Origin of the sequence: Ideonella lacteola, from assembly GCF_038066555.1 — a bacterium.
GTDB classification, from domain to species: Bacteria; Pseudomonadota; Gammaproteobacteria; order Burkholderiales; family Burkholderiaceae_C; genus Ideonella; species Ideonella lacteola.
The window spans coordinates 84,087-97,123 of record NZ_JBBUTG010000007.1; the positions used below are offsets into that span (position 1 = coordinate 84,087).

At 66.3% G+C, this 13,037-nt stretch carries 13 protein-coding genes; 4 read left to right on the plus strand and 9 right to left on the minus strand.

Annotation, left to right across the window (positions count from 1 at the left end; translation table 11 throughout):
- Window positions 1–48: 48 nt before the first annotated feature.
- Window positions 49–1,158: an FAD-dependent monooxygenase gene (locus AACH06_RS13720; protein ID WP_341426279.1), complete on the minus strand. Its 1,110-nt coding sequence runs from the start codon at window positions 1,156–1,158 to the stop codon at window positions 49–51.
- Window positions 1,159–1,269: 111 nt separating this feature from the next.
- Between AACH06_RS13720 and ychF the strand changes: the two genes are divergently transcribed.
- The gene (gene ychF / locus AACH06_RS13725) at window positions 1,270–2,364 is read left to right on the plus strand and encodes a redox-regulated ATPase YchF (RefSeq protein WP_341426280.1); all 1,095 of its coding nucleotides are present in this window, start codon (window positions 1,270–1,272) and stop codon (window positions 2,362–2,364) included.
- Between the two features lie 44 nt (window positions 2,365–2,408).
- A complete protein-coding gene (fumC, locus tag AACH06_RS13730; protein ID WP_341426281.1) occupies window positions 2,409–3,797 on the plus strand; it encodes a class II fumarate hydratase in 1,389 nt (462 codons plus the stop codon).
- A gap of 76 nt (window positions 3,798–3,873) precedes the next feature.
- Here fumC and AACH06_RS13735 read toward each other — a convergent pair whose 3' ends face one another.
- Window positions 3,874–5,175 carry a hypothetical protein gene (locus AACH06_RS13735; RefSeq protein ID WP_341426282.1) on the minus strand — a complete coding sequence of 434 codons (1,302 nt, stop codon included), beginning with the start codon at window positions 5,173–5,175 and terminating at the stop codon, window positions 3,874–3,876.
- 81 nt (window positions 5,176–5,256) lie between these two features.
- The gene (locus AACH06_RS13740) at window positions 5,257–6,381 is read right to left on the minus strand and encodes a hypothetical protein (RefSeq protein ID WP_341426283.1); all 1,125 of its coding nucleotides are present in this window, start codon (window positions 6,379–6,381) and stop codon (window positions 5,257–5,259) included.
- 226 nt (window positions 6,382–6,607) lie between these two features.
- Here AACH06_RS13740 and rpoH point away from each other — a divergent pair, with 226 nt between their 5' ends.
- Complete coding sequence (gene rpoH, locus AACH06_RS13745; RefSeq protein ID WP_341426284.1) at window positions 6,608–7,534, plus strand: RNA polymerase sigma factor RpoH; 927 nt, start codon at window positions 6,608–6,610, stop codon at window positions 7,532–7,534.
- A gap of 76 nt (window positions 7,535–7,610) precedes the next feature.
- On the opposite strand, the gene AACH06_RS13750 is transcribed toward rpoH, so the two are convergent.
- Genes AACH06_RS13750 through AACH06_RS13770 form a run of 5 tightly spaced genes read right to left on the minus strand, consistent with a single transcriptional unit; the run spans window position 7,611 to window position 11,747 of the window.
- The gene (locus AACH06_RS13750; RefSeq protein WP_341426285.1) at window positions 7,611–8,225 is read right to left on the minus strand and encodes an SCO family protein; all 615 of its coding nucleotides are present in this window, start codon (window positions 8,223–8,225) and stop codon (window positions 7,611–7,613) included.
- A 17-nt stretch (window positions 8,226–8,242) separates the two neighbouring features.
- A complete protein-coding gene (cyoE, locus tag AACH06_RS13755) occupies window positions 8,243–9,163 on the minus strand; it encodes a heme o synthase (protein ID WP_341426286.1) in 921 nt (306 codons plus the stop codon).
- Window positions 9,160–10,308 carry a COX15/CtaA family protein gene (locus tag AACH06_RS13760; protein WP_341426287.1) on the minus strand — a complete coding sequence of 383 codons (1,149 nt, stop codon included), beginning with the start codon at window positions 10,306–10,308 and terminating at the stop codon, window positions 9,160–9,162. The genes cyoE and AACH06_RS13760 overlap by 4 nt, the downstream gene beginning before the upstream one ends.
- 1 nt (window position 10,309) lies before the next feature.
- Window positions 10,310–11,032 (minus strand): SCO family protein, encoded by a 723-nt coding sequence (locus AACH06_RS13765; protein WP_341426288.1) that lies wholly within the window; start codon window positions 11,030–11,032, stop codon window positions 10,310–10,312.
- Window positions 10,974–11,747 carry an SURF1 family protein gene (locus AACH06_RS13770; protein WP_341426289.1) on the minus strand — a complete coding sequence of 258 codons (774 nt, stop codon included), beginning with the start codon at window positions 11,745–11,747 and terminating at the stop codon, window positions 10,974–10,976. The genes AACH06_RS13765 and AACH06_RS13770 overlap by 59 nt, the downstream gene beginning before the upstream one ends.
- A gap of 24 nt (window positions 11,748–11,771) precedes the next feature.
- On the opposite strand from AACH06_RS13770, the gene AACH06_RS13775 reads away from it, so the two are divergent.
- Window positions 11,772–12,005: a DUF2909 domain-containing protein gene (locus tag AACH06_RS13775; RefSeq protein ID WP_341426290.1), complete on the plus strand. Its 234-nt coding sequence runs from the start codon at window positions 11,772–11,774 to the stop codon at window positions 12,003–12,005.
- 130 nt (window positions 12,006–12,135) lie between these two features.
- On the opposite strand, the gene AACH06_RS13780 is transcribed toward AACH06_RS13775, so the two are convergent.
- The gene (locus tag AACH06_RS13780) at window positions 12,136–13,020 is read right to left on the minus strand and encodes a cytochrome c oxidase subunit 3 (RefSeq protein WP_341426291.1); all 885 of its coding nucleotides are present in this window, start codon (window positions 13,018–13,020) and stop codon (window positions 12,136–12,138) included.
- Between the last annotated feature and the right edge of the window lie 17 nt (window positions 13,021–13,037).

Genomic DNA, 13,037 nt, shown 5'->3' on the forward strand with positions numbered 1-13,037 from the left:
AACGGTTGTCTCGTGATTGGAATGGGAAACGGACTGCCTGCTCGCGAGTCAGGAATCGAGCGCCTGGCCCACCAGCCACCGCTTGACGGGCGCGATGTGGTTCACCAGACCCAGTCCGCGGTTGCGAAGTTCCCGCAGCAAGGGCTGCTGGCCGGCAAACAATTGCCACAAACCGTCAGTGGCCTGGGTCATGGCCCAGGTGCCGGTCACCCGTCTCCGGGCGTAGCGGCGCAGCAGATCGGCGTCCCCAGGTGAGCGCCAACTCTCGCGCTCAGCCAGCACCTCAGCCAACGCGGCCACATCGGCCAGCCCCAGGTTCAGGCCCTGACCGGCCAAGGGGTGCACCACATGCGCCGCGTCGCCCACCAGCGCCCAGCCGGCGCCGCTGATGGCGGAGGCGCGCCCCAGCAGCAAGGGCCACGCGGCACGCTCGCTGCCGAGCGTCAGGCGGCCGGCCGCTTCGCCGCACGCCTCGTTCAGCGCCGCTTCGAATTCGGCGACGGGCAAGGCCAGCAAGCGCTCGGATTCGGCGGGCGACACCGACCAGACCAGCCCGAAGCTGTGCCCCGGCTGCGGGCGATCGAAGGGCAGCAATGCCAGGATGTCCGGGCTGCGGAACCATTGATGTGCCACGCCGTTGTGGGGCCGATCGCAAACGAGGCGCGCCGCGATAGCGCGCTGGCCGTAGCTGTGCTGCTCGAAACGCACCCCCAGCTTGTCGCGCCAGCCTGAGGCCTTGCCTTCAGCCACCACCGTCAACGGTGCCGTGGGCGGCTCGTCGAACAGGCTGACCATCGCATTGAAACCGACCGCCGTGTCCAGCACGGCCTCGAGGGCTGCGGCATCCACAATCCAGGCCAGCGCGGGCACCGATTGGGTGAAGGCCGAGAACTCCAGCCGCGCGCCCGGTGCGTCACCGGCCACGCGCATGTCGTGCACCGCCGTGCGCGCATCAGGCGGCAGCGTGTCCCAGGCGCGCAATTCCGACAGCAGACGGACGGACGCAGGGTTCAGCGCGTAGGCGCGCAGATCCGGGCCGGCAGACCGGGTGGCCGGCCGGGCCTGCAAGGCCACCCGCAAGCCCTGCCGCGCCAGCGCCAGCGCCAGGCTGCGGCTGACGATGCCCGAGCCGAGAATGCGCACGTCGAAGGCTGTCATGCGAGTCATTGTAGGTAGGCGGCCTAAAATGGCAGGTTACCCGCCCGGGTTGCCCATCACATTCTTGATCTTCCCGGCGCCGTCTCCCATTCCCCTGCCCGGAAGCACCCCATGAGTCTGAAGTGCGGCATCGTCGGCCTGCCCAACGTCGGCAAGTCCACCCTGTTCAATGCCTTGACGAAGGCCGGCATCGCCGCCGAGAACTATCCCTTCTGCACGATCGAGCCGAACGTCGGCGTGGTCGAGCTGCCTGATCCGCGGCTGCAAGCCCTGGCGGGCATCGTCAAGCCTGAGCGGGTGCTGCCGGCGATCGTCGAATTCGTCGACATCGCAGGCCTGGTGGCCGGCGCGAGCAAGGGTGAAGGCCTGGGCAACCAGTTTCTCTCGCACATCCGCGAAACCGACGCCATCGTCAACGTGGTCCGCTGCTTCGAAGACGAAAACGTGATCCACGTGGCCGGCAAGGTCGACCCGATCGCCGACATCGAGGTCATCCAGACCGAGCTGTGCCTGGCCGACCTGGCCACGGTCGAGAAGAGCCTGCAGCGCTACTCCAAGGTGGCCAAGGCGGGTGGCGACAAGGAGGCCCAGCGCCTGGTGGACGTGCTGAAGAAGTGCGAAGCCGCGCTGAACGAAGCCCGCCCCGTGCGCTCGATCGATTTCAGCAAGGAAGAACAGATCGTTCTCAAGCCGCTGTGCCTGATCACCGCCAAGCCGGCCATGTTCGTTGGCAACGTAGATGAACACGGCTTCGAGAACAACCCCTTTCTGGATCGCCTGAAGGAATACGCTGCCAAGCAGAACGCCCCGGTGGTGGCAATTTGCGCCAAGACCGAGAGCGAGCTGGCGGACATGAGCGACGAGGACCGGGCCATGTTCCTCGAAGAGATGGGCCAGAGCGAGCCGGGCCTGAACCGGCTGATCCGCGCCGCCTTCTCGCTGCTGGGCTTGCAAACCTACTTCACCGCCGGGGTGAAGGAAGTGCGTGCGTGGACGATCCACATCGGCGACACCGCACCCCAGGCGGCCGGCGTGATCCACACCGATTTCGAGCGCGGCTTCATCCGCGCTCAGACGATCGCCTACGATGACTTCATCAAGTTCGGCGGTGAGCAGGGCGCGAAAGATGCCGGCAAGATGCGCGCCGAAGGCAAAGAGTACGTCGTCAAGGACGGCGACGTGCTGCACTTCCTCTTCAACGTCTGACGCGGTTGCCCCGGTTGGCCAGGGCGGGCCGCCGGGAGCCTGCATTGAACGACCGCACCACCCGCACCGAGCGCGACACCTTCGGCCCGATCGAAGTCCCGTCGGAAGCCCTCTGGGGCGCACAGACGCAGCGCTCGCTGCACCATTTCCACATCTCCGACGAGCGCATGCCCGAGGCGCTCTTGATGGCGCTGGCGCGTGTCAAGCGTGCGGCGGCCGCCGTCAATGCCGGGCTGGGCCTGCTCGATGATTCGCTGGCCACGGCGGTGGTGGCTGCCGCCGACGAGGTCTTGAGCGGGGCTCACCAGAGCCAGTTTCCGCTGTCGGTCTGGCAGACCGGTTCGGGCACCCAGACCAACATGAACATGAACGAGGTGCTGGCCAATCGCGCCTCGGAACTGCTGGGCGGCCAGCGGGGGCACGATCGGCGCGTGCATCCGAACGATCACGTCAACTTGGGCCAGTCGTCGAACGACATCTTCCCCACGGCCATGCACGTGGCGGCGGCTCTGGCGGTGTCGGGCCAACTGCTGCCGGCATTGCGGCACCTGCGCAGCACGCTGGCAGCGAAAGCCAATGCCTTTGCCGACGTGATCAAGATCGGGCGAACCCACTTGCAGGACGCCACGCCACTGACGTTGGGGCAGGAGATTTCCGGGTGGGTGGCACAACTGGATCACGCCGAACACGCGATCGTGGCCACCCTCGGGCCACTGCATGAGCTGGCCGTGGGGGGCACCGCGGTCGGCACCGGGTTGAACACCCACCCGCGCTTTGCCGAGGGGGTGGCCGCGCAGCTGGCCCGGGACACCGGAGCACCCTTTGTCGTGGCGCCGAATCGGTTTGCGGCGCTGGCCGGGCACGAGGCGATGGTGAGCGCGCACGGCGCCATCAAGACACTCGCCACCGCGCTGATGAAGATCGCCAACGATGTGCGCTGGCTGGCGTCGGGCCCGCGCAGCGGCCTGGGCGAACTGCGCATTCCAGAAAACGAGCCTGGCAGCTCCATCATGCCGGGCAAGGTCAACCCGACCCAGTGCGAAGCCCTCACGATGGCGTGCTGCCAGGTGATGGGCAACGACGTGGCCCTCAGCCTGGGCGGCGCTTCAGGCAATTTCGAGCTGAATGTCTTCAAGCCGCTGATCGCGCACAACTTTCTTCAGAGCGTGCGCTTGATGGCCGACGGCATGGCGAGTTTCGACGAACACTGCGCCCAGGGCATCGAGCCGGACCGGACCCGCATCCGCGAGTTGCTCGACCGCTCGCTGATGCTCGTCACCGCGCTCAATCCGCACATCGGTTACGACGCCGCCGCGCGGATTGCCAAGCACGCCCACGCCCATGGGCTGTCGTTGCGCGAGGCCGCACTGTCGGTGGGCGGGCTCACCGCAGAGCAGTTCGACGCCTGGGTGCGGCCCGAACAGATGGTCTAGGGCATGTTCACACGACGCAGCCCCGATGCGTCGTGTGAACACGCCCTAACCAAGGCCCTTCGCCCACCCGGCGCGTTCAGACCGGCCGGGCACCGTGGCCGGCGAATCGGAAGCCGAGCTGCATCTCGACCAGGGGCACCGGGTAGGTGGTCTGGCAGCGCCATCCACGAAAGCCCACGCTGTCCAGCCCGGCACGATTCAGCACCGCGGCGAGCACGGTGTTGTGGTCGGCCACGTCCTTCAATGGCGCCATGTCAGGCGTGGAGGGGAGTTGCTCGATCGGGGCGGTCAGCTGCAACCGCCGGTAGTGGGGCATGCCCGGCGGGGGCGGCGCGAGGGCCACACCGGTCGCCCCGGGCAGATAGAAGCCCACATGAGGAAGTGCATCAGGCCAGAGGCCGTCGGCGAGGTAGATCTCGCGAACCAGCCGCTGGCAAGGCGTGTGCAGCATGTAGGTGCGCACGGTGAGGAACGGCGCCCCCGGGCTGATTCTGGCCACGCGGCTGATGCGCAGGGCCGTCGTGAGGCGGGGCGGCAGCGGATCGGGCGACTGGGCACCGAGCAAGAAGGTGCTGGCACCGGACTCGCGTTCCACGTCCAGCACCGGCAGCGGCAGGCTGCATCCCTCGGGGATGAAGTAGCGGTGCGCATCGTCGCTGGTCTCGGCATGGGTCGGCACGCCATCGACCGGCATCAGCTGTGGCACTTCGTCGGCCCGGGCGTCGGGTTCTGGTGGCGCGTACAGACTCAACAGCGGCAAGGGGGTGCCGGGCGTGATGCGCCGCAGGCCCAGTCGGCGATGGACTTCGATCGCATCGACATGCCGTCCGTCGGCGGCAGGAAAAAGAAACATCGCCGTCGACAAGGTCTCGCAGTAGTGCCCGAAGAGGAAGGACACGGCCTTGAAGGACGCCTGCCGCGCCATGTGCTCTCGGCGCTCACGAATTGAAGCCTGGTCTTCACCCAAGCGGGCGTCGAGGGCCTGGCGGCCACCGGGCAGCGTATCGAGCAGCGCGGCAAAGTGGTCGACGGCGCGCTCCAAGGCCGGCAGCCAGGGCTCTGCCGCAGGATCGGCGCGGCTTCTGTCGACCAGGATCCGCAACCCTGTCGGCGACGGAAGCAGGTGCAGAAACTGTGGGTCGGACTCGGCCCGCGCCGCCTGGACCAGACGGCTGGCCAGGCTCTTGTCCAGACCGATGCGGCGCATGAGGCGCACAGGCCGCGGAGGCTGGCCGGCGAGGGCGTCAAGCAGTGGCAGCAGGGCCCCGCGCAAGGATGCCGCGACAGAGGCCTCGCGAGAACCGGGTGGCGGCGACGCCAGATCGGTCAAGACGGTGACATCGGCGTCGGCGGGCGTCGGTTCGGTCAGCGTGTGCACGTCTGTCGTCGTTCCTTTGGAGGGCACCTCGTTCGCGGCGCGCAGTATCCGTGGACGAGGTGGCCGCTCAGGTCATCGTTTTCATCGGGCCGCGGCGGAAACGCGACGAACCGCGATGCTGCGCGTGGCCCCGGTTGACAACTCCACACCTGCCACACCCATCACCTGGCCGTCGGCGCTGATGGCGCTGACGGACTGGATCTCGATCTTCTTGCCCACGTTGTAGCCCCGGTCCTTGAAATATTTGCCGGCTTCGACCATGCCCGCGTCCTCGGTCCAGATGAAACCCCGGTTGGACGGCGAGAAGAAGCGCCGAGCGGTTCCGACCACCGTCTTGCCGTCGTCTGACAGCCCTGTGGCATACGCCATGCCGCCCACCTGAGTGCCCGGCAACACGCCCAGGTGACGCAGTTGCCAGGCCGAGCCGGTCCAGGTCCACATCGCGGCGCCAGTGCGCTGGGTGGCGGGGTCGTAGGCCTGGCCCACGATGATGGTGCCACTGGCATTGACCGCGCCCGCTTCGCTGGGCCAGTCGGAATCGTCCAACACGGTCTTCACACCGTGCACCCACACCGCAGCGCGGCGCTGCCCATGGACCGGGTCTTCATCCCAGCCCACCAGGACCGTGCCGTCCGCGTTGGCATCGTCGGCACGGCTCGAGCCGCCACCGCTGCCCATGTCGTTCACGACCCCACCCTTCGTCCAACGGCTGGCATGTGCCAGGCCACCCGCGGCCGTGTTGCGCCAGTACAGGCCGGTGATGGTTTGGCCGTCGCCGGACATGCCGAAAACCCCGCCGTCGAAGCGGTCGACGATGGCCCCGTCGGCCGGGCGCGGCGGCATCAGCTGCTGCCAACCGGTCTCCGCCGTCCAGCGGCCCTGCGTGCCGTAGGTGCGGGTGTCGTCCATGATGGTGGCGGCAACGACCTTTCCGTCGGCCGAAATGGCGGGGGTGCCTGCGCCCGTCTGGAGCTTGCGCATCGTGCCGCGTCCCAGGGGCTGTGCGCCACCGACCCACGTCCAGTGGAAGGTTTGGTTCGACCCGTTGAGCTGCCCAGTGGCCGCCGTTCCATCGGCCGACAGGCCCGTGACATAGCAGTGGCAGATGTCGCGGCCCTCGAAGGATTCGGCGAGCACGAGAGACGGCGCCGAAAGCGCGGCGATGGCCAGCAGAACGGCCGAGCAACGGAAACGAGCAAAAGCCATGAGGGATCCTACGGAATGGGTTGAAAACGGTTCCGTTACTTTAGACAGTCGTCTCGTCATCTTCAACAGTTCTCTCAGAGAATTCTTATGGTGGTTTTCCCTGGCGGCGAGACTGGGCTGGCCCGGCCGCACCGCACGAAAGGTTCGTTTTTTCAGGCTTAGCACTCATTGAGCCGGAGTGCTAATATCGATGGAACTGAAGCGTCCGAGACGAGTCGGAGACACCATGAACATGACTGCCACCACCTCCAACACCCTGGCTCTGCGTGACCCGTGGGCCATGGTGCCGGCGATCGCCAACCTGGACGCCTACATCACCGCCGTCAACCGTCTGCCATTGCTGACGCCGGAAGAAGAATCGCAATGCGCCACCCGCCTGCGCGACCACGGTGATCTTGAAGCCGCCGGTCGCTTGGTGCTGTCACACCTGCGGCTGGTGGTGTCGGTCTCGCGCCAGTACCTGGGCTATGGGCTCCCGCACGGCGACTTGATCCAGGAAGGCAATGTTGGCCTGATGAAGGCGGTCAAGCGCTTTGACCCCAACCAGGGCGTTCGCCTGGTCAGCTATGCGCTGCACTGGATCAAGGCCGAGATCCACGAGTACATCTTGAAGAACTGGCGCATGGTCAAGGTGGCCACCACCAAGGCGCAACGCAAACTCTTCTTCAACCTGCGTTCGATGAAGCAGAGCCTGAAGGGCCAGGCTCTCGACAGCGATACCCACCGTTCGACGCTGACGCCTGCCGAGGTGGACGTCGTCGCGCACCAGTTGAATGTGAAGCCCGAGGAAGTGGTGGAGATGGAAACGCGCCTGTCAGGCGGCGACGTGGCGCTGGAGCCGCAGACCGATGACGGCGAAGAGACCTACGCACCGATCGCCTACCTCGCCGACGACAGCCAGGAGCCGACCCGCGTGCTGGAAGCCCGCGGGCGGGATGTGATGTCCAGCGACGGTATCGTGCGGGCGCTCGATCAGTTGGACGCGCGCAGCCGCCGCATCGTGGAAGAACGTTGGCTGAAGGTCAACGACGATTCGACCGGCGGCATGACGCTGCATGAGTTGGCCGCAGAGTATGGCGTGAGCGCCGAGCGCATTCGGCAGATCGAATCGGCGGCACTGAAGAAGATGCGCAAGGCGCTCGAACCGGCTTAATAGGCCGCCTCGCTCGCTGAAACGACAACGGCCCCTCGGGGCCGTTTTGTTTGGGTTGGCGCTTCTGCCCGTTTGGTCAGGCGCCGTCCAGCAGCGCCTTGACATCGTGCGCGACCGCATCGACGCCCGCGCCGTAGCGCTGCGCCAGCCTGACCCTGCCCTGCGGGTCGAAGATGTAGGAGTTCGCGGTGTGGTCCATCGTGTAGCTGCCATCGGTGGTGCCGGGGACCTTGGCGTAAAAGACCTTGAACTCCCGGGCCACCGCCTTGGTCTCGTCCAGCGTGCCACGCAGCGCGACGAAGTCTTTGCCAAAGGCTTCGACATAGGCCTTGAGCACCTGCGGGGTGTCCCGCTCAGGATCGACGCTGACAAAGACGCCCACCACCTTGTCACCGTCGGCGCCCAACTTCTTCTTCACCGCGGCGATCTCCGCCAGCGTCGTCGGACAGACATCGGGACACTGGGTGTAGCCGAAGAAGACGATGGCGACCTTCCCCTTGAAATCAGCAAGGCTGCGGACCTTGCCATCGGCATCGGGCAGCTTCAGCTCCCGGGCATATTCAGCGCCGGTGATGTCGATCCCCTGAAAGGCCACCGTCTTCTTGGTGCAGCCCACCAAGCCGGCCGCCGCGGCCACCAAGGTCCAAGAGGCCAGGCGCAGGGTCCGGCGGCGCGTCGCGTTCGTTTGCATCATTCCATCTGCTTTCATCAGGTGCCCGCCGCCAGCCAAGGGCTGACATAGTGGTCGACCAGCAGCGCTGCGAACAGCAGCGACAAGTGCAGGATCGAGAACCGGAAGGTACGGCGGGCCAGGGTATCGGAGTAGTCGCGCCAGAGCCGGAATCCATACACGATGAAACCAATGCCCAGTGCCACGGCAGCGGCAAGATAGATCCATCCGCTCATGCCGTACACGAAAGGCAGCAAGGTCCCGGCGAACAGCACCAGCGTGTAGAGAAACACATGCAGCCGAGTGAACTCTGAGCCATGCGTCACGGGCAGCATCGGCAAGCCGGCCTTCGCATAGTCTTCGGCACGGTACAGCGCCAGCGCCCAGAAGTGTGGCGGCGTCCAAAGGAAGATGATCAGGCACAGCAACCAGGCCTCTGGGCTGGTGTCTCCCCGCATCGCGGCCCAGCCGAGCACGGGCGGCATCGCACCGGATGCCCCACCGATGACGATGTTCTGCGGCGTCAGCGGCTTCAGGACCACCGTGTAAATGATCGCGTAGCCGACGAAGGTGGCCAGCGTCAGCCCCATCGTCAGAGGGTTCACCCAGATCCACAGCACCGCGCAGCCCACGGTGCACAGCACCGCCGAAAAGAGCAAGGTGTGTCGTTCGGCCAGTTCCCCCTTGGCGGTGGGTCGCCACGCCGTGCGCTTCATTCGGCGGTCGATCTCACGCTCGATCAAGCAATTGAATGCAGCGGCAGCGCCTGCCACGAGCCAAATGCCGACGGTGGCCGGCAAGACGATTCGCCAATCCGGCCATCCTGGAACCGCCAGCAGCATGCCGATCACGGCGCAAAAGACGATCAGTTGCACCACCCGGGGCTTGGTGAGTGCGTAGTACTGCGCCCAGCGGGAGGGAGGATGAGGCAAGGCGGTGGTCGACACGGTCGAGTTCATTGTGGCGCGGGGCGGCCGAGGGCGGCAGCGCGGAGAGCGAAAGGTGGTTCGGCCACGGCGCGTACCTGCAGCGACACCAGCACCAGCACCAGCGCAGCCGCGCCGCCGGTGTGCATCAAGGCGGCCAGCAGGGGCCATTGCAGGATCACGTTGGCGGCGCCGGTGCCGACCTGCAGGGCCAGCAGGGCGACCAGTTGTTGCGCCACCCGGCGTGAGGCCGGAGCCCCCAAGCGCCAGAGACCCAGCGCGAGAGATACCAGGACGCCGAGCACCACCAGCGCGAACACGCGGTGCACCCAGTGGATGGCCACGAGGGCTTCAGCCGGCAAGAAGCCGCCCTCACCCGCGCGACCCAGGTGCCGCAGTATCGTGAAGCCCTGCCCTGCGTCCATCGACTCTGGCCACCACTGCCCATTGCACTGCGGGAACCCTTGGCAAGCCAGCACCGCATAGTTGGTGCTGACCCAGGCCCCCAGCAGCACCTGGATCGTCAGCACGGCCAAAGCTGCCTTGATCAGATGGCGCATCCCCGTCGACACCAGCAGTGGCCGCGACCGGTAGCGTTCTATCTGCATCGTCAGCAAGGCCAGCAGCACCAGCCCGCCGAAGAGGTGCAGCGTGACGATCGCGGGATAGAGCTTCAGGGTGACGGTGTACTTCCCGAACAGCCCTTGCACGATGACCCAGAGCAGCGTTGCCCAAGGCCACCACACCGAAAAGGGCAGTTCGCGGCGAGTCCGCGTGCTGATCACGGCGAGCGCTGTGATGAGCGCACCCACAGTCATCGCCAAGTACCGGTGGATCATCTCGATCCAGGCCTTGCGCTGCGTCACCGGGCCCGTCGGTTGTTGAGCCTCGGCCTGCGCGATCTGCACGCCCGCGGTCAACGGGCTGGCCTCGCCGTAGCAGCCCGGCCAGTCAGGACATCCGAGTCCGGAATCGGTGAGGCGCGTGAAGGCGCCGAAGACCACCAGATCGAAGGTGAGAAACAAGGTCAACGCCGTCAGGGCGGCGCGACGCCCAGCGGAGCCGTCATTCCGATGCCGCCACGCCCACCACCCCAGCGGCAGCAGCGCGAGCGCCGCCGCCACACCGAGCAGATGCAATGCGGGGGAGAGGTCGACGAGAGCGAGCGGCTGGGTCATGTCATTCGGCCCGGCCCGGCCGGTCCCAGAATGCGGAGGCCCGGAGGAGTCGGTCCAAGTCTTTGTAGAAGCGTTTGGGCTCCAACTCGGCGGGCGCACGCATCATCCACTCGCCCATCGGGTCGACCAGGTACAGGTGCGCGTCCAGCGTTCGTCCGAATTCAGGAGCGAGCCAGCGCGAGAGGTCTTCGGGCGGCACGCGCAGGATACGCGCCGGCGCCTCGCCTTCGGCCATGGCGCGCGCAATCGGCTCTCGGATCGGCACGTCATCGGTGACCAGCCAGAGGCGGTCGATCCGGCCACGCTCTCGACCGGTCATTTCGCGCAACTGCCGCTGCTGGTAGAGGTGCTTCTCACAACGCTCATCACACGCGGCACCGCCCACGGCGATGAGGAGCCATTGCCCCTTCAAGCTGGTGGGGGACACGGGTCGATCGTTCAGGTCACGCAGCGGCAGGTCAGCCGGGATGGTGCGCGTGGGCTGGATCAGCTCGGCGTAGTTGTTACGGCTGCCGGGACGCCACACGTAGTAAGTGAAGTACGACAGCAGGACCGGCGCAGCGCAGGCCAGCAGGACCAGCAGCGCGGTGATCCGCCCGCGCGGGCGTTGCGCGGTGGTCGGCAGGACCGGCGCGGGCCCGTTGTGCACGGTGAGTGCCATCGGGTCAGGCGACAGGCTCGGCAGGCCGGCGCCGGCGCGGTCGGATGATTTGGAACCAGACATACAGTCCTGCGGTGAGAGCGCACAGGGCGAACCACTGCGCGGCATAGCCATAGTGCTTGTGAACGTCGACCGCCGGCATCGGCCAATCGCGCAGCAGGCCATCGTCGGCGCTGCCGGGCCGATCGAGCTCGGCGATGGCCAACGGCCGTTGCGTTCGTTGAAGCCGCGCCGCCTCTTCGGCAAAGTCGAGATTCTGCCGGATCGGGCCCGAGGCCTCGGCGCCGAGGGATGTCAGCCGCGAGGGCCAAGCCATCAATCTCCCCAGCACTTGAACCTCACCCGCCTCAGTGCGGTAAGGCGGGATGCGGGTACGGTCGACCTGATCGCGGGGCAGCCAGCCGCGCTGGACCCACACCACGCCGCCGTCGGGCAACTGCAGTGGGGTCATCACGAAGAATCCGGGGTGGCCGTGCATCTGGCGGTTTTCGAGATAGACGGTCCGGTCGGCCAGCCATCGGCCGCTCAGCTGAATCCGGCGAAAACGCTCCTTCTCCGCACCGGCCTCATCCACGGGAAGTGACTCGGCCCCCAGGACACTGGCGGAGGTCTGCGCTTCAATCGCGGCCTGGAGCGCCTCCTTCTGCGCCGCGCGGTCCAGTTGCCACCAACCGAGGCGGGCTGTGGCGGCTGACAGCAGGAGCGCTCCCACGAAGATCCAGATTCGGCCCCGCGCGCTGGGCGACGCGGGCGCTTGCGAAGACGTCGGCGTGGTCATGAGCCGAGTGAAATAATGGATCGCATGAAAGTCTTCATCGTGCTGGCGCTGGTGGCGATTCTGGCGGCGCTGGCCGGCGCGGGGCTGTTCATGCTGCGCCGCGGCCCCGCATCTGGCGACGCGGCCTCGCGAGACAAGCGCATGGCGAGGGCGTTGGCTTTGCGGGTGGCGCTGTCGGTGATGTTGTTCGTGACCATCTTGCTCGCCTACCACTTCGGTTGGATACGCCCCGGCGGGCTGCCGATGGTCCAGTCTTGATTCGCCGACCTTTTTTGCGGGCCGTCCCGCCACAACGACAAAGCGCCGCTTCGAGCGGCGCTTTGTCGTTCAGGGTGTGAGCTTCAGCGCGCAGGGCGCGCCCGACAGCTCACCTTTGCCCCAGAGGCAATCAGAGCCAATAGACGACGATGTACAGGCCCAGCCAGACCACGTCAACGAAGTGCCAGTACCAAGCCGCACCTTCAAAGCCGAAATGACGGGTCGGCGTGAAATGGCCCTTGCCCAGCCGCAAGGTGATGAACAGCAGCATCAGCATGCCGACGAACACGTGGAACCCGTGGAACCCGGTCAGCATGAAGAAGGTGGAGCCATAGACGCCCGAGGTGAGCTTCAGGTTCAGCTCGTGGTAGGCGTGCATGTATTCGTAGGCCTGGAAGCCAAGGAAGGTCACACCCAGCAGCACGGTGATCCACATCCAGAAAATCGTCTTCGAGCGCTGGCCGGCGATCAGGGCGTGGTGCGCGATCGTCAGCGTGACACCCGAGGTGAGCAGGATGGCGGTGTTCAACGTCGGGATGGGCCAAGGGCCCATGGTGGTGAACGGTGCCACCGTGCCCGCGGGTGAGGCGGTGTTGCCCGGCGCTGCGCTTGGCCAGATCGCCTTGAAATCCGGCCACAGGAGCGAGTTCTCGAGGCTGCCCAGCGCTGGCACCGAGTGAATGCGCGCCCAGTACAGCGCACCGAAGAACGCCGCAAAGAACATCACCTCCGAGAAAATGAACCAGCTCATGCTCCAACGGAAGGAGATGTCGATCCGATCGGAATACTGGCCGCCTTCGCTCTCGCTGATGGCATCACCAAACCAGAAGTACAAGGTGATCAGCCAGATCGCGAGGCCCGCGAACAGTGAGTAGGCGCCCCAGCCATGACCATTGACCCACTGCCCGGCACCGAGGATGACGAAGAACAGGCCAAAGGCGGCCATCGCCGGATGCCGGGATGGCCCTGGCACGAAGTAGTAAGGCGCTGCCCCGTGGTTGCTCGCTGCGGACATGTTGTTGCTCCTCGAAC

Bases quoted from the DNA above. Each gene is read 5' to 3' on its own strand.
- AACH06_RS13720 (WP_341426279.1), bottom strand. From the start codon at position 1,158: ATGACAGCCTTCGACGTGCGCATTCTCGGCTCGGGCATCGTCAGCCGC.
- ychF (WP_341426280.1), top strand. From the start codon at position 1,270: ATGAGTCTGAAGTGCGGCATCGTCGGCCTGCCCAACGTCGGCAAGTCC.
- AACH06_RS13740 (WP_341426283.1), bottom strand. From the start codon at position 6,381: ATGGCTTTTGCTCGTTTCCGTTGCTCGGCCGTTCTGCTGGCCATCGCC.
- rpoH (WP_341426284.1), top strand. From the start codon at position 6,608: ATGAACATGACTGCCACCACCTCCAACACCCTGGCTCTGCGTGACCCG.
- AACH06_RS13750 (WP_341426285.1), bottom strand. From the start codon at position 8,225: ATGCAAACGAACGCGACGCGCCGCCGGACCCTGCGCCTGGCCTCTTGG.
- cyoE (WP_341426286.1), bottom strand. From the start codon at position 9,163: ATGAACTCGACCGTGTCGACCACCGCCTTGCCTCATCCTCCCTCCCGC.
- AACH06_RS13760 (WP_341426287.1), bottom strand. From the start codon at position 10,308: ATGACCCAGCCGCTCGCTCTCGTCGACCTCTCCCCCGCATTGCATCTG.
- AACH06_RS13765 (WP_341426288.1), bottom strand. From the start codon at position 11,032: ATGTCTGGTTCCAAATCATCCGACCGCGCCGGCGCCGGCCTGCCGAGC.
- AACH06_RS13770 (WP_341426289.1), bottom strand. From the start codon at position 11,747: ATGACCACGCCGACGTCTTCGCAAGCGCCCGCGTCGCCCAGCGCGCGG.
- AACH06_RS13775 (WP_341426290.1), top strand. From the start codon at position 11,772: ATGAAAGTCTTCATCGTGCTGGCGCTGGTGGCGATTCTGGCGGCGCTG.
- AACH06_RS13780 (WP_341426291.1), bottom strand. From the start codon at position 13,020: ATGTCCGCAGCGAGCAACCACGGGGCAGCGCCTTACTACTTCGTGCCA.